Source organism: Pseudoduganella sp. GW821-FHT11H04, assembly GCF_058807935.1.
In genome coordinates, this window is the sequence record NZ_JBXARE010000012.1 from 21412 (window position 1) to 45078 (window position 23667).

The 23667-nt window shown below is 62.4% G+C and carries 18 protein-coding genes and 1 pseudogene; 9 read left to right on the forward strand and 10 right to left on the reverse strand.

The window, feature by feature from the left end; translation table 11 throughout:
- Positions 1-7 precede the first annotated feature (7 nt).
- Positions 8-2254 (reverse strand): TonB-dependent receptor, encoded by a 2247-nt coding sequence (locus tag AC1RTP_RS22040; RefSeq protein WP_498610481.1) that lies wholly within the window; start codon positions 2252-2254, stop codon positions 8-10.
- A 210-nt stretch (positions 2255-2464) separates the two neighbouring features.
- On the opposite strand from AC1RTP_RS22040, the gene AC1RTP_RS22045 reads away from it, so the two are divergent.
- The gene (locus AC1RTP_RS22045; RefSeq protein WP_498610482.1) at positions 2465-2872 is read left to right on the forward strand and encodes a hypothetical protein; all 408 of its coding nucleotides are present in this window, start codon (positions 2465-2467) and stop codon (positions 2870-2872) included.
- Here AC1RTP_RS22045 and AC1RTP_RS22050 read toward each other — a convergent pair.
- Positions 2859-3659, reverse strand: coding sequence for an isocitrate lyase/PEP mutase family protein (locus AC1RTP_RS22050; RefSeq protein ID WP_498610483.1), 801 nt, complete (start codon positions 3657-3659; stop codon positions 2859-2861). The genes AC1RTP_RS22045 and AC1RTP_RS22050 overlap by 14 nt on opposite strands.
- A gap of 100 nt (positions 3660-3759) precedes the next feature.
- On the opposite strand from AC1RTP_RS22050, the gene AC1RTP_RS22055 reads away from it, so the two are divergent.
- Both AC1RTP_RS22055 and msbA read left to right on the forward strand, forming a co-directional pair.
- The gene (locus tag AC1RTP_RS22055; RefSeq protein WP_498610485.1) at positions 3760-5475 is read left to right on the forward strand and encodes an AMP-binding protein; all 1716 of its coding nucleotides are present in this window, start codon (positions 3760-3762) and stop codon (positions 5473-5475) included.
- Positions 5475-7301 carry a lipid A export permease/ATP-binding protein MsbA gene (gene msbA, locus AC1RTP_RS22060; RefSeq protein ID WP_498610487.1) on the forward strand — a complete coding sequence of 609 codons (1827 nt, stop codon included), beginning with the start codon at positions 5475-5477 and terminating at the stop codon, positions 7299-7301. Before AC1RTP_RS22055 ends, msbA begins: the two co-directional genes overlap by 1 nt.
- Here the strand turns inward: msbA and AC1RTP_RS22065 are convergent.
- Together AC1RTP_RS22065 and AC1RTP_RS22070 are read right to left on the reverse strand one after the other, a co-directional pair.
- Positions 7289-8038 (reverse strand): DUF481 domain-containing protein, encoded by a 750-nt coding sequence (locus AC1RTP_RS22065; protein WP_498610489.1) that lies wholly within the window; start codon positions 8036-8038, stop codon positions 7289-7291. The two genes, msbA and AC1RTP_RS22065, sit on opposite strands and share 13 nt — an antisense overlap.
- Positions 8039-8050: 12 nt before the next feature.
- A complete protein-coding gene (locus tag AC1RTP_RS22070) occupies positions 8051-8512 on the reverse strand; it encodes an Lrp/AsnC family transcriptional regulator (RefSeq protein WP_498610491.1) in 462 nt (153 codons plus the stop codon).
- A 95-nt stretch (positions 8513-8607) separates the two neighbouring features.
- On the opposite strand from AC1RTP_RS22070, the gene AC1RTP_RS22075 reads away from it, so the two are divergent.
- Positions 8608-8871, forward strand: coding sequence for a hypothetical protein (locus AC1RTP_RS22075; protein ID WP_498610493.1), 264 nt, complete (start codon positions 8608-8610; stop codon positions 8869-8871).
- Here the strand turns inward: AC1RTP_RS22075 and AC1RTP_RS22080 are convergent.
- The 3 genes from AC1RTP_RS22080 to AC1RTP_RS22090 are packed head-to-tail and all read right to left on the reverse strand — an operon-like array spanning position 8856 to position 14366.
- Positions 8856-10175, reverse strand: a complete 1320-nt coding sequence (locus tag AC1RTP_RS22080; RefSeq protein WP_498610494.1) for an NCS2 family permease — start codon at positions 10173-10175, stop codon at positions 8856-8858. The two genes, AC1RTP_RS22075 and AC1RTP_RS22080, sit on opposite strands and share 16 nt — an antisense overlap.
- A gap of 16 nt (positions 10176-10191) precedes the next feature.
- Complete coding sequence (locus tag AC1RTP_RS22085; RefSeq protein WP_498610497.1) at positions 10192-11856, reverse strand: phytase; 1665 nt, start codon at positions 11854-11856, stop codon at positions 10192-10194.
- A complete protein-coding gene (locus AC1RTP_RS22090) occupies positions 11856-14366 on the reverse strand; it encodes a TonB-dependent receptor (protein WP_498610499.1) in 2511 nt (836 codons plus the stop codon). The genes AC1RTP_RS22085 and AC1RTP_RS22090 overlap by 1 nt, the downstream gene beginning before the upstream one ends.
- A gap of 136 nt (positions 14367-14502) precedes the next feature.
- Here AC1RTP_RS22090 and AC1RTP_RS22095 point away from each other — a divergent pair, with 136 nt between their 5' ends.
- Together AC1RTP_RS22095 and AC1RTP_RS22100 are read left to right on the forward strand one after the other, a co-directional pair.
- Complete coding sequence (locus AC1RTP_RS22095; protein WP_498610501.1) at positions 14503-15372, forward strand: GGDEF domain-containing protein; 870 nt, start codon at positions 14503-14505, stop codon at positions 15370-15372.
- The gene (locus tag AC1RTP_RS22100; RefSeq protein ID WP_498610503.1) at positions 15372-16397 is read left to right on the forward strand and encodes an AraC family transcriptional regulator; all 1026 of its coding nucleotides are present in this window, start codon (positions 15372-15374) and stop codon (positions 16395-16397) included. The genes AC1RTP_RS22095 and AC1RTP_RS22100 overlap by 1 nt, the downstream gene beginning before the upstream one ends.
- 9 nt (positions 16398-16406) lie before the next feature.
- Here the strand turns inward: AC1RTP_RS22100 and AC1RTP_RS22105 are convergent, their stop codons facing one another.
- On the reverse strand, positions 16407-17558 hold the full coding sequence (locus tag AC1RTP_RS22105) for a hypothetical protein (RefSeq protein ID WP_498610505.1): 1152 nt from the start codon (positions 17556-17558) through the stop codon (positions 16407-16409).
- Positions 17559-17657: 99 nt separating this feature from the next.
- Here AC1RTP_RS22105 and AC1RTP_RS22110 point away from each other — a divergent pair.
- Positions 17658-18195, forward strand: a pseudogene (locus AC1RTP_RS22110) (LysR family transcriptional regulator).
- Here AC1RTP_RS22110 and AC1RTP_RS22115 read toward each other — a convergent pair.
- Positions 18182-20515 (reverse strand): sensor domain-containing diguanylate cyclase, encoded by a 2334-nt coding sequence (locus AC1RTP_RS22115; protein WP_498610507.1) that lies wholly within the window; start codon positions 20513-20515, stop codon positions 18182-18184. The pseudogene AC1RTP_RS22110 and the gene AC1RTP_RS22115 overlap by 14 nt on opposite strands.
- A 150-nt stretch (positions 20516-20665) precedes the next feature.
- On the opposite strand from AC1RTP_RS22115, the gene AC1RTP_RS22120 reads away from it, so the two are divergent.
- Complete coding sequence (locus tag AC1RTP_RS22120; protein ID WP_498610509.1) at positions 20666-21859, forward strand: glycosyltransferase; 1194 nt, start codon at positions 20666-20668, stop codon at positions 21857-21859.
- Here the strand turns inward: AC1RTP_RS22120 and AC1RTP_RS22125 are convergent.
- Entirely contained in the window at positions 21856-22149 is a 294-nt protein-coding gene (locus AC1RTP_RS22125) for a hypothetical protein (protein ID WP_498610511.1), read from the reverse strand. The genes AC1RTP_RS22120 and AC1RTP_RS22125 overlap by 4 nt on opposite strands.
- 106 nt (positions 22150-22255) lie before the next feature.
- Here AC1RTP_RS22125 and AC1RTP_RS22130 point away from each other — a divergent pair, with 106 nt between their 5' ends.
- Positions 22256-23644: a class I SAM-dependent methyltransferase gene (locus AC1RTP_RS22130; RefSeq protein WP_498610513.1), complete on the forward strand. Its 1389-nt coding sequence runs from the start codon at positions 22256-22258 to the stop codon at positions 23642-23644.
- The last annotated feature ends 23 nt before the right edge of the window (positions 23645-23667 follow it).

Genomic DNA, 23667 nt, shown 5'->3' on the forward strand with positions numbered 1-23667 from the left:
GCTCCTATTAGAAGTGGTAGTCGAAACGAATGTCGAAAGTCCTTGGGTCGCTTGGCACGCTCATGCCGAAGCTATCGATAGTGATAGGTTGCACCTTGTTTTCCAGGTTCTTCACGCGCGCCATCAGGCTCCAGCTTGAAGCGTCGGGGCGGTATGAAAGTGTGAAGTCGCTGTTGGTGCGCGCCGGAATGCGGTATTGCAGCAGTTGGCTCGAGACGCTGATGTTATAAGCGGCGCTGCGGCGTGCATTGATGCCGGCCGAAAGCAGGGCGCCAGGCAAGCGGAAACCGTGCTCCCAGCCCAGGTTCAGGACGGAATGCGGTGCTCGGTCGAGCGGTTCGCCGGCCCAGGACGTGACTACGTCCGGCTTGTACGTGACGTAATGTGCATCCAGTAGCGTCAGTCCGTAAGTGAAGTTATCGGCTGCGCCGGCGCGAACCTGCCCATCGAGTTCCAGGCCTTTGACGCTTGCTTGGCCGGCATTCTGTGTGACGAAGCGCGGCGCACCGGCGACGATGGCGACGCCGGAAAGCTGCAGGTTGCTGTAGTCGTAATTGAACACGGCCAGGTTCACGCTGGCGCGCTTGTCCCAGAAGCGCGCTTTCAGGCCGGCTTCCCATGATTTGAGTGTCTCCGGCTGGTAGTACAAGTCCTTGCCCGGCACTGCGAGCGGCGCCGGGCAAGGAATGCCCAGAGCGCTGGAACCTGCGACGCAGCCGTCGTTGAAGCCGCCCGACTTGTAGCCGGTGGCCACGCTGGCGTAGGCCATGGCCGAAGGCGCCAGGTCATACTCCGCACCCAGCTTCCAGATTGTCTTGTGGGTGTTGATTGCGGCGTCGTTCAGCAACATGAAATCCGTGGCGGCGTTAAATACCGGCCCCTGCTGGAAATTGGTGGAGCCGACGCGCGATTTGTCATCCTCGGTGTAGCGCAGGCCAGCCGTGGCGCGCAATTCCGGCAGCACGCTATAGGTCAGCTGGCCAAAGGCGGCCTTGCTGCGGGCGATAGTCGGGCCGTGAGGGAATACGTAATAAGGCGGCAGGTGCAGCGGCGTGAGGATCTGCAGGTCGCGGAACACATACAGCTGGTGCGACTCTTCGCGGAAGTAATACAAGCCGCCTTGCGCCTTCAACGGGCCGCTGCCATTGGTGGACAGGCGCAGCTCGTGGGAATCCTGGCGTTGGTCGCCCCAGAAGTTCTCATGCACGCCGATTGCCAGCGTGGGCTGCACACGGTAATAGAAGTTGGCGAGGAAGTCGTTCTCGTTCTTGCGGTGCGAGCCCAGGTAGTCCAGCGTGGCCGTACCGAGATTCCACGACAGTTCCGCTCCCAAAGCGTCCGACGACTTATGGTTGTAGCCTTGTTCGAGCTTGGTGTTGAATGGCTTGAAGCGGTTGGTCAGGCGCTCCTCGGTACTCGCGCCATACCATTGCGGCTTACCGGTCTCGATGCCTTTGAAGAAATTGCTGTCCGGGACGATGTTGTCGATATTGCCGCGTTGAGTGCCGTGCTCAAAGCGCAGCAGCAGCGAGGCCGTCTTGCCCAGCGCGAGCTTGGCCGACAGGCGCGCCGAGCGGTCGTCGCGGTCCTGGCCCGGCTCATAGCTGGTGCCCTGGCCATTACGCAGGTAGCTGTCATGCTTGTTGATCGCCACGGCAGCGCGCAATGCGAGTGCATCATTAATCGGAACATTCAGCATGCCGGTCGCTACGCGCGAAGAGTAATTGCCCAGCGCCAGGCTGGCCGCGCCTTCCAGGTGCTGCACTGGCGCGTTGCTGATCACGTTGATGACGCCAGCCGTGGTGTTGCGGCCATACAGCGTGCCTTGCGGGCCGCGCAGTACTTCAATTCGGTCGACGTCGAGGAAGCTGAGGGTCTGGGCCTGGGGGCGGGCGATATAAATCCCGTCCAGCATGAAGGCGGCCGATGGATCGCCCTTTTCAGTTGCATCTGAATTCGACACGCCGCGGATGGTGATGCGCAAGCCGTCGGCCGCGCCGTCCAGGTGCACATTCGGCAGGCGGGCGCCGATGCCGGCGGCGTTATCGATACCCAGCTTGTCGAGCTGGCGGGCCGTCAGCACGGACATCGCGACGGGTGTCTGCGATTCCGGCGCGACAACGCGCTGGGCCGTCACCAGGACTTCCGGCAACTGGTCTTCCGTCTGGCTCTGCGCCATAACGGGCGCGCAAAGGACGCTGGCGACGGCGGCGGCCAGCAGTTTTGGACGCAGCTGCGCCCCGCGATTGGACATGAATAACCCCTAACGCCCTGCTTTGTATGATTGTTTTGGCAATATTGCCGCAGTGGCTTGCAAAAGTACTAGAGTCTAACAGTTCATTTTGTTTCCAAATAGGGGCTTTGTAGGCTTTCCCCGACACAGTTGCGACGCGATGGCCGATAGCGCGCCGGACGCCACAGGCGAATACTGGCCGCAAGCCTGTTAAAAGGAAAGGAGTGCATCATGTTTATTCGCAACATTACTCTTGCCTTCACCCTGGCCTGCGGCGCCCTTGGCTCAGCTGCAGCGGCCGGTCAAAGCCAATTCAAGACCGGCGGCGTTGGGATGGAAGAGCGCGGCCAGATGCTGGCCAGCAAAGAGAACTACAACGTCCACATGGTCTTTGCCACCCGCGGCAGCGGCGTTTACCGCTCTGACGTGCAAGTCGAAATTGCAGACAGCAAGGGCCGCGTCAGCGTCAGCGCCCAGGAAGCCGGGCCGCTGATGTATGTGAACCTGGAGCCTGGCCGCTACCGCGTGACTGCGTCTGCGGTAGATGGCCAGGTGATACGGCGTGACATGGTGGTGCAGCCGGGCCACACCAAGGAGCTGTATTTCTACTGGGACGAACCAGCAACTATCGTCCAGTAGCCATCAGTTCGTTGAGCTCGCCGTAGCCCAGCGCCTGTTCATCGTCGATGGCGCCGGTCTGATAGAAGCGTTCCATATAAACGCGCAGCCGGCCCAACATCGCCTCCGCCGGGGCTGACCCGGCGCTCAGGCGGCGCACGCCCAGCTCTGCGAGCCGGGCTGGCGATGCCAGGTTTACCCGTGCCAACACATTGAGCGGCATTGTGCTGCCTTGCACCAGGGCAGCGATCTCGCCTTCATCCGTCACGCCGGGAGCGAACAGGCCGCTTGCGCCGGCTTGCTGGTAGAGCGCAGCGCGGCGCAAGGTTTCGGCCACACGCGGCGCACCTGGATCCGCCAGGGCGCGCAAGTAGACGTCGCATCGGGCGTTGATGAAAAGCTTGACGCCGGCTGCATCTGCGGCGGCGCGGCATGCAGCGATTTTGCGCGCCAGCAGTTCCGGCGCATCGCTGCCGTCTTCAATATTGATGCCGACCACGCCGGCTTCCATCAACTGGCCGACCAGTTGGCCCACCACCTCCGGGTCAGAAGAATAGCCATCTTCAATATCGACTGTCAGCGGCAAGGCGCTGGCGTGCACGATGTCGCGCACAGTTTCGCGCAGCAGGGCGGTTGGCAGCAGCGAGCGGTCGCCATAACCATGGGCCCAGGCCACGGCGGCGCTGCTGGTGGCTAGCGCCCTGGCGCCGGTTTGTGCCGCGATGCGGGCGCTGCCGCCGTCCCAGCAATTCGCCAGCATCAGCATGCCGGATTGGTGCAAGTCCTGAAAGAGAGTGTCATTACGCATGGTGATCCTTTCAAAATGGCCTTGCATAATGTCACATTTTGGCGGTGCTTGCCGGTGTCCTACAATGGTCTGGATTGCGTCAACCGGATGGGGAGGCATCATGATGCGGCCATGGCTACAGCAGTATCCTGAAGGCGTGCCGGCGGAGGTGGATACCTCGGCCTACCATTCCCTCTCTGGCTTGCTTGATGAAAGTTTCGCGCGCTTCCGGGATCTTCCGGCCTTTGTCTGCATGGACCAGGCCATGAGCTACGGTGAAGTGGAGGCTGCATCCAGGGCGCTCGGCGCATGGCTGCAGGCGCACGGCCTGCGTCCTGGCGACCGGGTTGCGATCATGCTGCCAAACATACTGCAGTTCCCGATCGCCGCTGCGGCGATCCTGCGCATAGGCTGCGTGATCGTCAACGTGAACCCGCTGTATTCAGCGCGTGAGCTGGAACACCAGCTGATGGATTCGGGGGCCAAGGCCATCATCATTCTGGAAAACTTTTCCGCGACGCTGGAGCGCGTCTTGCCGGACGTAGGCATCGAACACATTATTGTGACCAGCATTGGTGATATGTTCAAGTTTCCGAAAGACGCGCTGGTGAACTTCCTGCTGCGCTACGTGCGCAAGATGGTGCCGCGATGGACCTTGCCGGGCCATGTGCGCTTCAACCATGCGCTGGCCATGGGCGCCAATATGGTCCTTTCCACGCCGCCCATGCTTCCGTCCGACCTGGGGCTGCTGCAATACACGGGTGGGACCACAGGCCGCAGCAAGGGCGCCATGCTGCAGAATTCTGCATTGATTGCAGCGGTGCTGGCGACCGAGGCGTGGGCGCAGCCGGCGCAGGACAAGGCCAGGACCATGACAGACTCACAGTTCAATGTGGTCTGCGCACTGCCGCTGTACCATTGCTTTGCCTTCATCACCTGCATGCTTTGCACCATGCGTTACGGCGGCTGCTGCTTCCTGATTCCCAACCCGCGCGACCTGAATGCCACGATCAGGGCCCTGCGTCACCATAAACTGCACGTTTTCCCTGGCGTGAATACGCTGTTCAACGCCTTGCTCAATCATCCGGAGTTCAAGAGCCTGGACTTCAGCGAGCTGACGCTCACGATTTCGGGAGCGATGGCGGCGCAGGAAGTGGTGGCGAAGCGCTGGCTGGAGGCGACCGGCTGCCCGATGGCCGAGGGCTATGGCATGACTGAAATCAGTTGCGCCGCCACCTGCAACCGGCTGGACCTGGCTGAATTCACCGGCACGGCCGGGATTCCGATGCCCGGCATGGATTTATGCATCCTGGACGAAGAGGGGCGGCAGCTGGCGCCCGGCCAGGAGGGCGAAGTCGCCTTGCGCGGCCCGCAGCTGATGGCCGGCTACTGGAAACAACCGCAGGCGACGGCCCTCGCCATGACGGCTGATGGCTGGCTGCGCACCGGCGACATCGGCGTCATGGATGCTGTTGGCTATTTGCGCATCCTGGACCGCAAGAAGGACCTGGTCAACGTCAGCGGCCTGAAGGTGTTTCCCAGCGAGGTGGAGCAAGTGGTGGCGGCTTGTCCGGGCGTGCAGGAATGCGCTGTCATCGGCATTCCGGACGAGCGGAGCGGGGAGGCGGTCGCCCTGTATGTGGTGAAGAAGGATCAGGCCCTGGGCGAACAAGCGCTGCGGGCCTGGTGCGCAGACCAGTTGACGCCCTTCAAACGGCCGCGGGAAGTGGTGTTTTGCGAGACCTTGCCCAAGTCGCCGGTGGGGAAAATCCTGCGCCGTGAGCTGCGTGAGGACAGGGTACAATGCTGCCTTTCGAGCATCGAAACCATTAAATAGTGCAAAGCCGCCAATTATATATTCGCCTCCTGAAGGAGTTCCTTCCCTATAAATGGGCTGCCCTGGTGACCCTGGTCGGCGTGGGCGTGGCTTCGCTGACCGACGTGCTGTTGATTCGCCAGCTCCAGAATGTGGTCGATGCAGTGCAGCCGCACGCCGCAGGCAGCGCGGTGCCGCAAACCGGTGCGCTGGCAGTCATTCATGGGTGGCTTGACCGCATCCTGCCTACCGATCCAGGCGCCGCAGCGCTGTGGGCGGTTCCGGCCCTGATTATGGCGCTGGGCGTGCTGCGCATGATCAGTACCTTCACCGGCGATTATGGTTCGGCGTGGCTCACCCAGCGCGTGCAGGCAAATGTGCGTGAGAAGATGTTCGCGCGCGTACTGCGCTTGCCGAACCGTTACTTTGACCAATCTTCGACCGGCACCACGCTGTCCCGCATCGCCTTCGACGCGACGCAGGTGACGCAGGCCGGCCTGAGCGTTTTCACCATCGCCGTGCGCGACACCGTGGCGGTAGTCGGCTTCCTCGGCAACCTGTTCGATATCGACTGGAAGCTGGCCCTGTTCTGTCTCGTGCTGCTGCCGTTCGTGGCCCTGGTGGTTACTGTCGCGGCACGCCGCATGCGCCGCCTCAGTTCCAGCGCCCAGCAAGCGATGGGCGAATTGACCCGAGTTCTGGACGAAAGCATCGGCGGCCAGCGCGTGGTGAAGATTTTCGGCGGCCAGCCTTATGAGCAGAAGCGTTTCGATGAAGTAGTGAAATTGAACCGCCAACTGGCTGTGAAGCATGCGTCGACTGCGGCGATGAACTCGGGCCTGATCATGCTGATGGTCGGCGCCACGCTGTCGGCTGTGATCTATTACGCGCTGTTGCGTGCGCAGGCCGGAGCGCTGACGCCGGGCGCCTTCGTTGCCTTCATTACTTGCCTGATGTCCTTGCAGGGTCCGATCAAGAACCTGACCAAATTGAATGAACCACTGCAGCGCGGCCTGGCTGCAGCCGAATCGGTGTTCGGCCTGATCGACGCGCCAATGGAAGCCGATACCGGCACCCGCACTGCCACTAACGTCAAGGGCCGTATCGAGCTGGAAGACGTTGGCTTCCGCTATAACGTGGATGACCCGGAGGCGCCGCCTGCGCTGAAGTCGGTGTCGCTCGATATCGCCGCCGGCGAAACGGTGGCCCTGGTTGGCGGTTCAGGCAGCGGCAAGACCACGCTGGCCAGCCTGCTGCCGCGCTTTTATGACGTGGGCAGCGGCCGCATCCTGCTGGATGGCGTGGACTTGCGCGAATACCGCCTGCCGGACCTGCGCAGCCAGATTGCCCTGGTCAGCCAGGACGTCGTGCTGTTCAACGACACTCTCGCAGCCAATATCGCTTACGGCGATCCGGCGCCTGATCTGGTGCGAGTTGAAAAAGCGGCACGCGCCGCCTATGCCCACGACTTCATCATGCGCCAGCCGGACGGCTACCAAACCGAAGTGGGTGAGAACGGCATGCGCTTGTCTGGCGGCCAGCGCCAGCGCCTGGCGATCGCGCGCGCCCTGTACAAGGATGCGCCTATCCTGATCCTCGACGAGGCAACCAGTGCGCTCGATACCGAGTCAGAGCGCCAGGTACAGGCTGCGCTGGAAACGCTGATGAAAGACCGGACTACGGTCGTCATCGCGCACCGCTTGTCCACAATTGAAAACGCCGACCGCATCGTGGTGATGTCGGCCGGCGCGATCGCGGAGCAGGGCAGTCATGACACCCTGCTGGCGAAAGGTGGCATCTACGCCCGGTTGTACCAGACGCAGAAGCAGCTGGATCAGAAGGAGTAAACCAGGGTCACCGAAGTTTGCGTATCGGTGTTCTGCTTGTCTACCGGTACGCTGCTGTCGTTGATGGCGCTGAACGCCGCCTTCATTTGCATCGAACCGTTGATGCGGGTGCTGAGCGAGGTTTCAGAAGTCGAGTGCGTGTTCCAGCCGGCGCGCTCCACGGTCAGCATTTGCGCGAAAGCGGCGTTGTCGCTGAGTTTCCAGCGGAAGGCAGCGCGGCCGCGCAACACCATGCCGTTTTCTTTTTCGCCGTTGGCGCGGGTGGCGCTGAAATAGCCCGGGCCTACTTCCATGTCCAGGGTCTTGTTCGAGGACTGGTACCAGCGGAAGCCATGACCGACGCCAAGGCTGGAGCTGCGAGTGTAAGCGCCGAATTTGTCTTCGGAATGGTTCGCCAGGACGAACAGGGTCGCATTTTCTTCCAGAAGCTTGTAGCCGGCTTTCGCGCCAACCTGGTAGCGCTGCGCCGAGCGCTGGGTGGTTTCTTCGCCGTCCACACGGGTGCGGTCTTCCTTGAAGTAACCGTTGCCGGTGTACTCATTGCTCCATAGTGGCAAGTCTTGCAACACTTCAAAGCGGCCGGTCACCGAAGTGCCTGCGGTATTTCCGCTGGTGGTAATCGCGCCGACTTCGGCGGAAACCATCACGTTGCTGGAATGTTCGATGTCTTCATCGGCTGCCAAGGCGTTGCCGGCAGCCAGGCCGGAGGCCAGGATCAGGGTGGTCAGGTATTTCATAACTGAATTCTATCAGGGCTCTACAGAGTGTGCCCGTTTCAGGCAGCGCAACACGAATGTGGAGCGGCTGTGGCGGATGCCGGGCAGTTTATACAATTTGCGGCGCAGGAACTCCTCATATCCTGCCGTTCCGGCTACGGCCACCTTGATCAGGTAGTCGTATTCGCCAGTGAGCAGATAGGCTTCCATTACTTCCGGAAGCTCGGCCAGCGCCAGGCCGAACTTGTGCAGCATGTCGTCATCGTGCCGGTCCAGCGTGACTTCGATAATGACAATGTCCGGCAAACCGAGGGCTTGCTGGCTCAGCAGCGCAGTATACCCTTCAATGACGCCGCGTTCCTCCATTGCTTTCACCCGATTCCAGCACGGGGTCGTGGAAAGTCCTACCGCTTCGGCTAGTTTGGTATTGCTTAAACGGCCATCCCGGCGGAGTTCTCTCAGGATTTTGCGGTCGATCTCATCGAGTTGTTCCATGATTTTCTCGGATTGAAGAAGATCCTTCTATTTTACATGGAAAATGAGGCAAACTTTGGATGCCTATTCCGGCAGCGTAGCCGGATAATCTTCATATGAATACCGAACAGAGAACTTTTCGCCTGCGCCTTGACCGCTGCTCCTCCATGGATGCGGCCGAGGCCGTACTGGCGACCCTGCGCCGCGGCGGCGTCCAGCTCCATGCAATGCGCATGGCACCGGGCGTCCACGGCATGAACCTGGACCTGGATGTGGCCGCCGAGGGCGAAGATGCCCTCGTACTGGCCCGGATGCGGCTGTGCAACCTGATCGGGGTGTTGAAGATCAGGGTGCAGCAGCGCGTTTATGCGCCGATATAGGCGTACTTGAAGCTGAAGACGAGCGCGATGATCCAAACAATCGGCTTAACTTCGCGGAAGCGGCCGGTCAGCAGCTTCAGCGCCGCGTAGGTGATGAAGCCGAATGCGATGCCGTGGGCGATCGAGTAGGTGAATGGAATCAGCAAGGCCGTAATCGCGGCCGGAATGCATTCGGTGGTCTCGTTCCAATCGAAGTCGCCGAGATCGCGCAGCATCAGGCAGGCGACGAACAGCAGTGCCGGTGCGGTGGCGTAGGCCGGCACCACGCCCGCCAGCGGGGCGATGAACAGCGACGCCAGGAACAGCACGGCGACCACCAGCGCGGTAAGGCCTGTGCGGCCGCCCGCCTGCACGCCGGATGCGCTTTCGAGGTAAGCCGTAGTGCTGGAAGTGCCAAGGATAGAACCGGCCACAATGGCGGTGCTGTCGGCCAGCAGTGCTTTGTTCAATCGCTCCATCTTGCCTCTCACCAGCAAGCCGGCGCGGCTTGCGACGCCCATCAGGGTGCCGGTGGCATCGAACAGTTCGACCAGGAAGAACACCAGCACCACGTTCAGTACGCCGACACCAAATGCGCCCGAAACGTCCAGTTTGAGGAAGGTGGCGTCCAGCGACGGCGGCGCAGAGAACACGCCGTGGAAGGTATTCCCGCCAAAGAAGAAGCTCAACACCGTTACGGCCATGATGCCGATCAGGATTGCGCCCCTTACTTTCAGGCGGTCCAGCGTGACGATCAACAGAAAGCCGACAACCGCCAGCAGTGCGGGTGGTTTATGCAGGTCGCCAACGGTGACCATGGTATTCGGGTTGGCCATCACAATGCCGGCGCTTTTCAGCGCGATCAATCCCAGGAACAGGCCCAGGCCGACAGTAATCGCAATGCGCAGCGAGCGCGGAATGCCGTTAACTATGGCTTCGCGCAGCCCGAGCAAGCTGACGATCAGGAACAGGCAGCCGGAAATAAAGACTGCGCCCAGGGCCACCGGCCATTTGATACCCATCCCTAGCACCACTGCGTAGGCAAAATAGGCATTCAGGCCCATGCCCGGCGCCATGCCGATCGGGTAGTTGGCGTACAGGGCCATGATGGCCGTACCCAGCGCCGCCGCCAGACAGGTGGCGACGAAGACTGCATCTTTCGGCAAGCCCGCGTCGCCCAGGATGGCGGGGTTGACGAAGATGATGTAGGCCATTGTAAGGAAGGTGGTGACGCCTGCCACCACTTCCGTGCGCACATCGCTGCCGGCTTCCTTGAGTTTGAATAATTTTTCTACGATGGACACAAGTGCTCCCCGATTTGACATACCGGGGAGCATACCATCACGGCAAGCCCAGGGCAGCCGCAATATCGTCCCAAGCTACATATTTGAAGTTCTGGGCGCCATCCGGCATGCGCTTGTAGCCATCCTGCACCACCAGCATGCCTTTGGCGAAGCGGCCTCCGAGGTTGGCCGAAGTGACGTCCAGGCCGTCGGTCTCGGACGTGCCGTCGATGCCGGCCATGACATTCATGCCGATGCGGAAGCTGCCGCGAATGCGGTGCGGCGGGGCAGCGTCGGCGACCACGTAGCTATTGCTTCCCTGGCTGGAGACGACCAGGTAGTTGGCATTTTCGCCGTAGTAGATCGCCATGCCTTCCACATCGGCGCGCAGCGGACCGCCAACCTGGATCACCAGTTTCGGATCGGCTTTGGCTTCGGCGCGGGCGTCGATCGTCCATACGCCGCGTTTTTCTTCGCCGGCGAACAGGCGGCCGTTGCGGTCGTCCGCGGCGCAGCCCTCGGGCTGGCTGGCCAGTTTGAAGCGGCGCACCAGGTCCGCAGTGAAGGCGCCGGCTTTGCGGCCGATGCGATATTGCAGGAAGCTGCCGTCCTTGTCGTTGACGAATGCTTCAAGTCCGCCATTGACCGGTTGGTAGAGGCAAATGCCGTAGATGCGTTCAAGCGGTGTCGCGAACCGTGCGGCTTCGGCCACCATGCCGTTCGGATCGATGGCGTAAAGCACAAGAGAATTCTCGTCGCGCTGGGTTGCGAGGGCGAGGTCAAAAGCCTGGCCATCGAGCGCAACGCCCTGGCGCAGGTCGACGTTGTTCAGGCGGCCCGACTCCAGCATCTGGAGCTGCTTGCCTTGCAGGTCGTATACGTGAAGGCCTTGCTTCTTGTTTGTGCCAAGTACGCGGCCCTGGGTTGGGTGCTGGCGATCGATCCAGATTGCGGGATCATCGGCGGCGTCTCCCATGCGCGGCATGGCCTCGGTCTGAACCAGCGGCTGGACAATGACCGCAGGCGGCTGGCCGCTATCGAGCGCAATCGTCCGGCGGACCTTGCCCGCATGGTCAGCAAGGGAGACGCCTGCGGCGGCGGGGAGCAGGATAGGCAGGCCGGCGGCGTCGCCAGGCAGCTTGCCGTAGGGCGCGATTAGGGCCAGGGCGCGGCGGCCGGGCGGCGCCTCCGCTTCGGCGTTGTAGCCCCAGACACCCATGTCTTTTTCGCTGACCACCAGTGTGGCGCTGGCGTCATGCACGAGGCATTGTTCGCTGTGCGGCGGCAAGGCAAGCTTGCGCACCAGGCGTGGGCGAGCGTCCGGCGCCAGCAGCCATTGTTCGGCCTGACCGTCTTTCCCGGCGAGGAAGGCGTGCAGAAGGCCCTGTCCATCGCGGTACAAGCACGTGGCTTCCGGAGCCATGGCTGCGCCATCGAGCACGGCTTGCGTTTGCAGCGTGCCGGCGGCCGAGTCGACGGAGATGGCCATCGCACGTTCCGTGTTGGCGTCGACGACCAGTGCGACGCCGTTGCGATAATCAAGATGGCGGCCGCGCATCGGCATGCTTGCGCGCACTTTGCCGTCGGCGGAGCGCAGTTGCAAGGCACGCTTGTCAAGCATCAGCGTGGCGCCGCCTGCCAGTGCGACGTTTTCAGCGGCATGGACAGGCATGACATAACAAAGCAACAGGGCGAGCAAAGGGCGAAGTGGCAGGCTGCGCATCAGAACACGCTCGCTTTCAGGCTCAATTTATAGGTGCGGCCATACTGCTCGAACTGTGCGTTGTGCTGATTGACGCCCTGGTACACGTAGTACTTTTCATTATTCAGGTTGGCGACATCGAAACCGAGCTGAATACCTTTGGCTAATTGCCATGACAGCGAAAAGTCGACCTGCTTCTGCGTATCGACGATGCGGTCCTGGGAGGCATTCAGGATGTCCGAGCCGAGTTCCAACAGGTAGGGAGACTTGTAGTTGACGGCGATGCGGGTGCTGAGGGGGCCGGCCTCGTAGCCCAGCGACAGGTTCATCACCCGGTCAGACTGGCCCGGCATTGAGATGCGGCGGGAGACCATCGCACCGGCTTTGCTGTCGAAGCGGGCAATGCTTGCGCGGGAATCGGTCAGCGCGCCGTTCACTCCTATCAGCAAGCCGTTGAATGGCGCCGGCAGCATGCGCAGCGCTTGTTGCCAGGATAGTTCGATCCCTTTGACCTTGGCCTGGTCGCCGTTGGCATAGGTGGTGGCGGAGGTGAATCCAGCCCATTGGCCGCTGCCGGCCAGGTTGGTGGTGTAGGTGAAATCCTTGATATCCTTGTAGAACAGATAGGCGGAGACCGCGCCATCGCTGCCGAGCACGCGCTCGACGCCAAGGTCGAAGTTATGCGACTTGAGCGGATTGAGGTCCGGATTGCCGATGGTTGCTTCGGTGGCGCTGGCCAAGGCGATGCCCGGCGCCAGCTGGCTGAAATTGGCGCGTACTACGGAGTTGGTCCAGGCGCTGCGCAGGCTCGTTTCGCGGTCCAGGTCATAGCGCATTTGCAGCGAAGGCAGCCAGTCGGTGTAAGTGCGGCTGCGTTTCAGGGGCGTGATGGTGTTGCCGCTGGTGCGGACTCCGGCGGCGTCGAAAGAGGTGCGTTCGGCGCGCACGCCAGCGAGCAGCCGCCAATCGCCATGCGACAGGGTGTCCTGGAAATAAGCCGCACCGATGTTTTCGTTCAGCGTAAAGTCGTTGATGGCCGATTCAGTGGAAAGGCGCGCGGCGTTGCGGTCCAGCCCTGCAACGCGGGCTCGGATTGCCGCCGGGTCGAGTGCGGTGCCGATTGGCGCGAACGGAAAATCGAGCTGGTGGTCGCCCACGAACGACGCCATCGATAGCGAGCCGGGAACGGCCTTGGCAGGGTAGCTCCACTGGTTGGTGTCATTGTCCTTTTCGCGGCGGCTGGCCTTGGCGCCGAATTTCAGCGCCGAACGCATCTCGCCGAGATGGGAGTCGTGGCCGATGTCGAATTTCAGGTGCTGCTCCGTGTCTTTGGAATAGCGCTGCTGGAGGGTGATAGCGTTTAGGCTGTAGCTGGCCGGATCGTAGGCTGCCGCAGGCGCTTGCAAGGTCGGGCGCCGGCCGTCGGTGAAGCTGATGCCTTTGAAATTGGCGTTGCCGCGGAAGCGGCCGTCGTTGAGCGCTTCCGGTGTATCTTCGTCGGCTTTGCTGCGGCCTGCTTGCAGGTCCAGCTGCCAGCCGTCGATCTTCTGTTGGGTGCCAACGATGGTGGACTCGATCTTCTGCGTGTATTTGCGCTGGCGAAGGCGGCGTTCGAGGCGTCCGGTGCCTGGCACGTCTTCCATCAGCGCTCCACCTGTGACATTGCTTACAGAGATGCGGTCACGCACCTCGTCGTCGCTGAAACGGCTCAGGAAGCTGCGCAGGAACCAGCTGCTGCCGGCCTGCGGGCGAAAGTCCAGGTTCAGGGCTGCTGCGCGGCGCTCGCGTACCGGCAGGTAATCGCGCATTTCAAAGCCGCCCAGGCGATCGCCATCCCAGGCCCCGCCGGTTTCCACGTTGTCCGAGCCGAACTTGCGCTTTTCGCCGCTAAGTCCGACAGCGACGCCGAATTTGCCTTCGCTGAAGCGGCTGGCCCATACCATGCCTGCGGATGGACTATTCTGGCCAGTGTTCTGGTCATGCGAAGCGGCGGCGCTCACCGACAACAGCGAACCTGGAAGATCGAAGGCCGACAGTGTCTTCACTTCCACCGTGCCGCCGATGGAATTTGCGTCCATATCCGGCGTCAAGGTCTTGGTCACTTCGAGGGAGCGGATCAGGCCCGCAGGGAGCACGTCGAGCGCCACCGCACGGCGGCTGGCCTCCGGCGAAGGCACCAATGCTCCATTGATGGTGACAGCATTCAGGTCAGGCCCCAAGCCACGCACGGTGACATAGCGGCCTTCGCCCTGGTCACGCTGCACGGACACGCCGGGCAAGCGCGCGAGCGCTTCAGCGGCGTTCTTATCCGGCAGGTTGCCGATATCGTCGCTGCTCAGGACACTGACGATATTGTCCGCCTTGTCCTGCGCCGCGATGGACTTGGCCAACACTGCGCGTTGGCCAGTGATGACGACGCTGGCGCCGGCCAGGGATCCATCGACCGCATCGGCGGCGGCGCTGTTGGCCAGCGTGAGAACGGCGGCGGCAAAGACAGTCGGGCGCATCGCCCGTGGGATTTGGCTCTTCATTGTTTTTACTGATGGTAGTGAAAGGATGCAGCGGATTATGTGAACCATCGATGACAAGCTGGTTACGCCGCTGTGAGCCAAATTGACCCGGCTGGCGTCACAAAGCCGTCATATCGGACGGCTAAGCTGCGCGGTTATGCTGAAACTACACCGACATTATTTAGCGGCCGCAGGCCTCGCCATCGTGGGCTTCCTGGTCATATACGCAAGCGCGGGCACTGCCAAGCCATTCAATAGCTGGAAATGGATGGACATCATTGCGGAAGGCGGCGTGGCGGCAATGGCGGGCCTGTGGTTCCTTATGACCCTGAGCAGCCGGCCGCGCGGCCTTGTGACGCGCTTGCTGGCCGGCGGCCTGGCGGCCATCATGCTGGGCTCCTGGGCTGATTGCCTCGACGAGTTTTTTCACATCGATAAGGCAGCGACTTGGGATAACTGGCTGGAGGCACTGGTGCCGTTCGGGATGCTGATCCTCACGGCCGGCATTTACTACTGGCGCAGCGAGCAATTCATGCTGAATGACCACCTGGCCAAACGCGAGCGCCTGTTCCGTCAGCATCGCGCCTTTGATCGTGTGACGCAGCTCGCTGATGCCGCGTATCTGCGCCACCAGATCCGCCTCGAACAGGAGCGCGCTCCGGCGGGGCCTTGTGCGCTGGTTTTGCTGGACATCGATGGCTTCCACCGTATTAACCGGGAACATGGCGCGCGCGAAGGCGACCGGGTCTTGCAGGCCGTAGGGCATATGCTTCTGCTTAACCTGCGTAACGAGGACCTGCTTTGCCGCTATGCAGGCGATCGATTCGCCTTGCTCTTGCCCGGCATGGGGCAAACAGAGGGAAAGGCCGTGGCGCAGCACCTGTGCCAGATGGTGACGATGATGCGGCACCATGGAGAGGGCGGGGCGCAGGAGGCGATCGCGGTCAGCCTGCGCTTTGCCTGCTCACCGGCGCAAGGGGAGGCCGATGTCATGCTGGCGCAGCTCTCGGCTGCGATCGCAGCGTGATGCGATACGCACTGCCGGACGAAGCGAGTATTCCCGCGCACGGCTTGCCATGGCAGGTCCTCGATTACGCCTTGAATCGCGACGCTTTGCCCGCCGTCATTGCGCGCGGGAGCGGGATGCCGGGTGATGGAAGCATGCCGCTGACGGGCACTATGCTTAGTCCAGCACAATGCTTGCAGCTTTTGTCCAACACGCTGCGCGAACTGGATTGTGCCGATACCAGTTTCATGCTCGGCCAGCACATGCTTCCTGGTGCCTGCGCGCCTTTGGCGGAGGCGCTGCGTCACGCGGAGTCCGTGCAGCATGCGCTGGAAATCCTATGCGCATGGAACGGCCGGTTGCTGCCGCTATTGCGACCGCGCTTGCATGTCTCGGCTGAAGGGAACCTGGTGCTTTATTGGACCGACAGTCACGGCACGCCCGGCCTGCGCCCTGCGCTGGTGGAAATGCATATGACTGCGGTCGTGTCTATGGCGCGCTGGCTGGGCGGAGAGCGCCTGCCGTGGCGGTTTTGTTTCAATCGCGCGCGTCCGCGCCATGTTGAGCAGCATGAAGTGCATCTGGGCGGCGAACTGCGTTTCGACTGCCAGCTGGATGCGATGCTGCTGGACGCGGCGTCGGCGCGGCGGGCCTGGCCGGGCGCCAGTGCCGAAGCCAGCGCGGCGGCAGTGGCTGCAATGTCCACGTTCGCCGGCCAGGTGCCCGCGCCCAGCCTGGCCGACGCGTTGTACGACTATTTGCTGGCCGAGATCCGGTGCAGCCCGACGCTGGAGCGCGCAAGCGCCGCCTTCGGTGTGAGCCCGGCCACGCTGAAGCGCCACCTGACGCGCTACGGAACCCATTTTGTTGCGGAGCTGGACCAGGTGCGCACGCACGTGGCAATGCACCTGTTTCAGTCGCAGCAGGCTGACAACGAAGTGGTGGCGAACTACCTCGGCTTCCACGATGCGGCCAATTTCCGCCGCTCGTTCAAGCGATGGACAGGGTTGACGCCTGCATTGCTGCGCGCTGCGCTAGCCAGTTAGCGCAGCGGTTCAAGCCAGCGCGAAGAGCTGCGAGTAGACGCGTGCCGCCATCAGGCCTAGCGGCTGGTGGTGCACGGCGGGACTCATGTGGCGCGCCAGCATGGTCATCGCTTCACCCTTGCTGGCGCAGGCTGCGATCTGGGCTTCCAGTAAGCCGAGGTCGCTGGTAATGGTTTCCCATGCATGCTCGTCGTCGGCGAAATGGTGGCGCAGGATGCCGCGCGGCTCTTCTTCGGCGTTGGATGCAATGGCGGCATCGGTATCCAGCGCGGCGCCAACGCTGGCCGGCGGCGCAGCGAACATGGCGGCAATGGCGCCAGCCACGGGCGGGTCCTGCGGTGCACCGTCTTCCGGTGTGGCGGGCAGGGTTTGCAAGCCGATGCGGCCCAGGCCATAGCCTAGTTCAAGGCGCATCAGGAAATCATTGACCTGGGCCGGTTCGGCCGCTCCAAGCAGGGCGCGCAGCACATCGAGCACGATGGTCTCGGACACCGGCGGCGGCGGGAGGGCAATTCCCAGCTCGGCCAATTCAAGCAGCAGCGAAGGCTGTGCCGCTGGCTGGTCGGCCACCGCCAGTTGGTAGCCAAGCAGCTCCGGTAAGTAGCGTTCGCCGGCGCTCGCCAGCGCGAGGCGGATTGCACCTTGCACGAAGCCGCCATCTTCCAATTCCTGCCAATTGCTGCAGCCTTGCACGGCCAGCACCTGTCGCACCTGCGCAACATGATTGGTCCCGGGAACGCCTTTGCCAAGGTAATCGAGATAGAGCTTGATCAGTGGCATGAAGGCCGGCTGGCGCCAATGGTCGAGCACGACATGCAGCCAGGCGCCTTCCACCAGCAGGCTTGGCGCTTGCACGCACAGGAAGCGGCGCGCTTGCGCCAGTGTAGCGAAATGGCGGCGCGGACCGCCTTCCTGCCGGCCCGCCTGGTACTGGCGGAATTCTTCGGCGCGATTGCGGGTGCGCAGTTCCAGCCAGGCTTCCAGGCCCGCCAGTTCGCCGCTCCAGGCGGGAGGCAGGGCCGCGGCTTCGGCCAGCCGGCGCTGTAGATAAGCCGTGGCCTGCGCACGGTCAGGCGCTTCCCGCAGCAGCAAATAGAGCTGTCGCGACGGGCCGCCCGCAGTGCCCTGGGCGCTGCGGCTAAGTGGAAGTGTGGTCATCATGGCAACCAGTATCCAAGTGCAAGCCAATGTTTCCTAGCAGAGAGGAGCGCGCCACAATGTAAGATCAGTCTTACATGGACGTATTACATAGGATTGCACATGCTCGATGCAATGTCGATGGACCAATTGCGAACTTTTATCGCGGCGGCGGAAGAGGGGAGTTTTTCAGCGGCGGGACGCAAGCTGCGGCGGGCCCAGTCGGTGGTCAGCCAGACCCTCGCAAATCTTGAGATGCAAGTCGGCTTCGCCTTGTTTGACCGCACTGGGCGCGGCCGCGCATCCGCTGGCTTCGATGCCTGCGCCGATTGCGCGCAGCGAGGCGGCAAAGCATGTGCAACTGATCCTGACCGACCGGTCCAAGCTGACCGAAGGGCGCCAGTTCGGCGTGGTGGGCCAGCAGGTCTGGCGCCTGGCCGACCTGGGCGCCAAGCACGCCTTCCTGCGCGCAGGCCTGGGTTGGGGCGGCATGCCGCGGCATATGGTGGAAGATGAACTGGCGCGCGGATCGTTGGTTGAGTTGGCACTGGAGGCAAGCCCGGTGCTGGGCATGGCGTTCTCGATGTACGCCAGCTGGCGCAAGGACGTCCCGACGGGACCGGCCGGGCGCCGTTTCATCGAACTCCTTAAGGCGGTGTAGCTGCGGGCTCCGGCAGCCCGCGGCCATTGTCGATGGTGAAGCCGTTGCGGCCGCGCCGCTTGGTGTCATAAAGGGCCATGTCGGCGCGCCCAATCAGGCCGCCTGCGGTTTCGGTGCCGCCCGCATAGAGTGCAATGCCGATGCTGGTGGTGACGCGCAGCGGTGCGCCAAGCACGGTGAAGTCGGGCGCCACGGCATCCATGACTTTTTCGGCCAGCAGCTGGACTTCCTCCGAGTGCCGGATGTTTTCGAACACGATGACGAATTCGTCGCCGGCCAGGCGCGCGACGGTGTCGGTGGTGCGCACATTGCCGGACAGGCGCAGCGCGAATTCTTTAAGAACTTCGTCGCCGCCGGCGTGGCCCAGGCTGTCGTTGATATGCTTGAAGTTGTCGATGTCGAGGTAGGCCAAGGCCATCTGGCTGTCCTGGCGTCGCACGCGATCGATGGCCTGGTCCAATACATCCTCGAACTGGCGCCGGTTGGGGATGCCGGTTAATGGATCACGGCGCGCCTGGCGCAGCAGCTCGGCCTCGACTTCGCGGCTGCGCGTGACGTCGGTGGTCAGCGCATAGACGAAGGGCACGCTGCCGTCCTTGCGTACTTCCGGCACGAAGGTGGTTTCCAGCACGCGCGGCTCGCCATGCAGGCGCGCGGTCGACTCATATTCGGTGACCTGGCCACTGAAGGCCCGGTCCAGCGAAGGACGCGCTTCCTGGTAGGCGGCATCACCGGTCACACTGGCCATGGGGCGGCCGGGAAGCGTATCGGGATCGGTGTCCAGCCAGCGGCGGTAGGTCGCGTTCCCGAATTGCAGCACGTGGTCGCGGTCGATGGCGCTGATCATCACAGGCAGGTGGTCCGCGATCAGGCGCAGGCGCTTTTCGCTGGCCGCTTGCGCCAGTTCCGCGGTCTTGCGCTCGGTGATATCGGTGCACATCATGTAGAAGCCGGGCACGCTGCCGTCAGGCGCCAGGTCCGGCACCAGTTCCACCATCAGGTGCAGGAAGCGCTCCATTTCCTCGCCCGGCCGTTCCAGGTGGATGCGGCGACCGGCCAGCACAATGTCAAAGCACTCTTGCCAACGCGCGAGGACCTGGGGTCCGAATACTTCGTCGACGCGCTTGCCTACCATGCCGCGCGGGTCGATCCCCAGCAGGAACTGGTAATGCTCGTTGGTGAAGCGGTAGCGCAGGTCGCGATCGATGTAGGCCACCAGGGCCGGAATATTGTCGGCGATGACGCGCGCCCGCTTTTCGCTTTCCGCCAGGCGCTCCTGCGCGGCCTGGCGCTCGGCCGTCAATTCATACAGCGCTTCGCTCAATTCACCGATCTCGTCTTTCGCGCCGCTGCGCAGCAGGCTGATGTCGCCGCTGCGCGTGCGGATCGCGTGCAGGTTAGCGCGCAGCCGCTGCAAGGGCGCCAGCAGGACCTGGATCGTCATCCAGCTCAAGAGGCCCGCCACGGCGGCAAACAGGGTGGCCGCCAATACCGCTTGCTGGCGCATGCGTATCATTGGTGCAAACGCTTCGTCGGTCGGATAGCGCGCGGCTACGATCCAGTTGGTCGTGTTCAGTCTTTTGTACGAGTAGATGCCGTCGACGCCGTCCTTATTGGTGGCCTCCATCCAGCCTTCAAAGCCTTCCAGTGCGCGCTGGGTGCCGAGGTTGACTCCGGGCCGCGCGTTGATGTGCTCCAGTAGCCGTCCCTTGCTGGGGTGATTGACCAGGATGCCCTCGGTGGTCATGATGAACATGAAGCCGGTCTTGCCCGGCTTCATGGTGTTGAAATGCTGGAAGAAGTCCGAGTTCAGCAAATCGATGCTGCCGACCAGGACTACCTGCACATCGCCGCCGCTGTCAATAATAGGATGCGTCAACACCACAACCGGCAAACTGGACACGCGTCCGCGCAGCGGAGGAGATATGATTGCGCGCTTTTGCGCCAAAGTCTGTTCGAAATAGGGCCGGTCGTTCACCGTGGGGTTTTCTTGCTGCGGCGGGCGCAGGCTGGCCAGGTAGCGGCCGTTGGCGTCGAAGGCCGCCACATTGGCAAACTCCGCTGAAGCCGAAGCATGCCGTTCAATGGCAGCGCGGATCGCCGCCGGCGTGCGCTGGCGCGGCGGGACGTCGTCGGCGATGGACGCGAGCAGCAGGCGTTTGCCTGCCAGTTGTTCGTCGATATTGGCGGCAGCGAGGGATAGCAGGTTGAATTGTTGTTGGCCGATGACGCTCTTCATGTCTTTCTCGGACATGGAAAGCGCCAGCCAGGTCAGGATGGTGGTGGCCGCAAGCACGAACAGAATGACCACGCAGGTCATGCGCGCGCGCAAGCTCCGTGGTAGCAGTCGTGAAGAGGCCATGGCCTAGTATTGCACACCTGTTTGCCAGTGTGTTCTAAAATCCATGGCATAGCAATGATTGGAAATAATGTGAAAAATGCAATGACACTTGGCCGGACGAACTGACCGATGGCTCATTTCCACCTGGCTTGGGAATTAGGCGGCGATGCCGCCCATGCAGGTCGCTTGCGGGTCATTGCGCAAGCCCTGTTGGCACGCGGCCATGCCGTCAGCCTGTCGGTGCGCGACCTCAGTCCCGCGCGCCGGCTGTTTGGCGACCTGGACGTGACGATGCTGCAAGCGCCGCTCTGGCTGCACAGCACGGCGCAGCACGCGTCCAGCCTGGCCGAAATCATGCTCGCCTCCGGCTACCGCGAAGCGCAGACGCTCGATGCCCTGGTGCGCGGCTGGCGTTCGTCCTTCGAGCTGCTGAAGCCCGACGTGGTGGTGGCCGAATTCGCTCCCACCGCTTTGCTGGCGGCGCGCACCATGGATATCCCGACTGCCGCGATTGGCGCCGGCTTTACACTGCCGCCGGCAGGCCAGCCGCTGCCGAATTTCCGTCCATGGGAAGCGGTCGACCTGGCGCGCCTGGCCGGGGCCGAGATCCACATCCTGAAGGTGATGAACACGGTGCTGGTGCACCACGGCGGCGTGCCTTATGTGCAGGCGGCCGACTCGCTGCTGGGCCGACAGCATTTCCTGTGCGCCTGGCCGGAAACCGACCACTACGGCCGCCCGCCGGAAAGCCAGCAATGGTTCGGCCCGGCTTTCGTCACGCCAGCCGGTGAGGCGCCGCAATGGCCGCCGGGCCATGGCCACAAAGTCTTTGTCTACCTGCGCCAGGAACATCCGGCCCATATCGCTGTGCTGCACGCGCTCGTGATGGAAGGCTGCCGCGTCTTGTGCTATCAACCGGAAGTAGCTGCCGGCGCCGTGCCGCCGGTCCATGCGACCAGCCTGGCTTATGCACGCGGACCGGTCGACCTGGCCGGCGCCATGGCAGAAGCGCGCATCTGCGTCAGCCAGGCGGGCGAGGGTACGGTGGCGCACTCGCTGTTGGGTGGCGTGCCGATGCTGCTGCTGCCGACCCAGCTTGAACGCTATTTGCTGGCGGCGCGGCTTGAGCAATCCGGCGTGGCGGTGAATGGCGGACGCTTGCCCGGTACGGTCGATTGGCGCAGTGTGGTGCGCAGCCTGCTGATGGATGGCCGCACCTTGATGGCGGCGCGCGGCATGGCCAATCGTTACGCCGGCTTTACCCAGGCGCATATGGCGGAGAGATTGGCAGCCCGCCTGGAGCTGCTGGCGGCGAACGTTTAGTGCGGGCTACGCTCCTGGCGTTGTTCACAGTAGTGGCGCCAGGCCAGCTCTTCCAATGCCGCGACTGCATCGCGCACCCCATCAAAACGGGCATCACTGAAACTGCGGGCAAAGCGTTCGTGGAATTCAGCGCGCTCCAACTCAGCGGATGATTGTCGGCCTATTTGATCCATTTCAAGTTCTCCATTGCTTGCCGCAAGTTTGGCAGCATGCAATGGTCGCGTCTGTGCGGCAGCGTACTTTTGGTCGTAATACTTGCCAATTAAATAAATGCACTGGCTGCTTCGCAATTAATTACCTTTATCGAAAATCGAAATCTCTTAGGGGAAATATTGCGATTTGCTCCACAAGTCAGTACACTCAATTTAATTCACGGCAACCATTTAGTCCCGAACAGTGTATTCACAGGCGCAAATCGATCCGGTCGTCAGTTTCCTGAACACGCAGGGTGAAGCAGTCCGCGGCACCATCGTGACGCTCCAGCGCAAATCGCTGGTGATGGAAGTGTATAACCCGTATTCCATCGTCCAGGTCAGCGAGGTATTAAGCGAGCTGACGGTGCGCATGGGCACGGCCAGTGCCTATATCGGCAAGGCCGTGGTGATCAGCATGGTCAACACCGGCCTGACGGCCGTGGTGTCGGTGACCCTGATCGATGAATGGCGCGAACTGAGCGAAGTGGTGCTGCTGCCTGGCGCAGTGGGCCGCGAAGCGAGCAAATTCGTGCTCGATTGGGATGACCGCTTCCGCATCCGCCGCGATTACCAGATTGCAGTCAATGAAATGCGTGCCTACCTGGCCGAAGTGGCGCGCTGGGTGGAGCAGGTCGACTTGTCCGACTCGCTGCCGAAAGAGGGCGGTCGCCTGCGCGCCGACGTATTCGCCGAACTGGCCGAACCGCTGATCGTGCGCGTGCGCCGTTATTTCGACGACTTGAACCGCGAAGCCGCGATGGTGGAGCAGGATGCGTCCGCGGCCCATCGCGCTTTCGCCCAGGCGGCGCTGCATCCCTTGATACTGCGCGCCCCTTTCGTATTCCGCACCTTCAGCAAGCCGCTCGGCTACGCGGGCGACTACCAGATGGTGAACCAGATCCTCGGCGATGCGCGCCAGGGCCCGAGCACTTATTTCCAGATCGTTAATGCCGCCTTCCTGCAAACGGCAGTGGCGGTGGCGCACCGCAACCGGATTGATATCCTGGTCGATTTCCTGAAGCGCCACGCCGATGAGGCGCGCCGCGTGGGCCGTCCGTTCCGCGTACTGAACGTGGGCTGCGGCCCGGCGCAGGAAATCCAGCGCTTCCTGCGCGAGTACGACGAACCGCATTGGCTCTCGTTCGAACTGGTGGACTTCAGCGAAGAAACGCTGGCCTGGACGCGCGGCGAACTCGCTTCCATCAGCGCCGGCCTGGCGCGCCAGCCCGATATCCGCTTCGTGCAGGATTCGGTACACAACCTGTTGAAACGCCGCGTCGACGGCCCGCAGCTGGGCGCGGATTTCGACGTGGTCTATTGCGCCGGCCTGTTCGACTACCTGTCGGACAAGGTGTGCAGCCGCTTGCTAAGCTATTTCGCTTCCTGCATGAAGGGCGGCGGCCGCCTGCTGGTGACCAACGTCCACAGCAACAATCCTGAACGTCCGGGCATGGAGCACTTGCTGGAGTGGTATCTGATCTACCGCGACGAAGCGAAAATGGAGCAGCTGCTGCCGCCCCAGACGCGCGCACGTTCCACTTATGTCGATGCGACCGGCGTCAATGTCTTTGCCGAAGCGTCGCTGCCATGACTGGACCAGCACCTGACGTGGGG

Bases quoted from the DNA above. Each gene is read 5' to 3' on its own strand.
- AC1RTP_RS22040 (WP_498610481.1), bottom strand. From the start codon at position 2,254: ATGTCCAATCGCGGGGCGCAGCTGCGTCCAAAACTGCTGGCCGCCGCC.
- AC1RTP_RS22045 (WP_498610482.1), top strand. From the start codon at position 2,465: ATGTTTATTCGCAACATTACTCTTGCCTTCACCCTGGCCTGCGGCGCC.
- AC1RTP_RS22050 (WP_498610483.1), bottom strand. From the start codon at position 3,659: ATGCGTAATGACACTCTCTTTCAGGACTTGCACCAATCCGGCATGCTG.
- AC1RTP_RS22055 (WP_498610485.1), top strand. From the start codon at position 3,760: ATGATGCGGCCATGGCTACAGCAGTATCCTGAAGGCGTGCCGGCGGAG.
- AC1RTP_RS22065 (WP_498610489.1), bottom strand. From the start codon at position 8,038: ATGAAATACCTGACCACCCTGATCCTGGCCTCCGGCCTGGCTGCCGGC.
- AC1RTP_RS22070 (WP_498610491.1), bottom strand. From the start codon at position 8,512: ATGGAACAACTCGATGAGATCGACCGCAAAATCCTGAGAGAACTCCGC.
- AC1RTP_RS22075 (WP_498610493.1), top strand. From the start codon at position 8,608: ATGAATACCGAACAGAGAACTTTTCGCCTGCGCCTTGACCGCTGCTCC.
- AC1RTP_RS22080 (WP_498610494.1), bottom strand. From the start codon at position 10,175: ATGTCAAATCGGGGAGCACTTGTGTCCATCGTAGAAAAATTATTCAAA.
- AC1RTP_RS22085 (WP_498610497.1), bottom strand. From the start codon at position 11,856: ATGCGCAGCCTGCCACTTCGCCCTTTGCTCGCCCTGTTGCTTTGTTAT.
- AC1RTP_RS22090 (WP_498610499.1), bottom strand. From the start codon at position 14,366: ATGAAGAGCCAAATCCCACGGGCGATGCGCCCGACTGTCTTTGCCGCC.
- AC1RTP_RS22095 (WP_498610501.1), top strand. From the start codon at position 14,503: ATGCTGAAACTACACCGACATTATTTAGCGGCCGCAGGCCTCGCCATC.
- AC1RTP_RS22100 (WP_498610503.1), top strand. From the start codon at position 15,372: ATGCGATACGCACTGCCGGACGAAGCGAGTATTCCCGCGCACGGCTTG.
- AC1RTP_RS22105 (WP_498610505.1), bottom strand. From the start codon at position 17,558: ATGATGACCACACTTCCACTTAGCCGCAGCGCCCAGGGCACTGCGGGC.
- AC1RTP_RS22115 (WP_498610507.1), bottom strand. From the start codon at position 20,515: ATGACCTGCGTGGTCATTCTGTTCGTGCTTGCGGCCACCACCATCCTG.
- AC1RTP_RS22120 (WP_498610509.1), top strand. From the start codon at position 20,666: ATGGCTCATTTCCACCTGGCTTGGGAATTAGGCGGCGATGCCGCCCAT.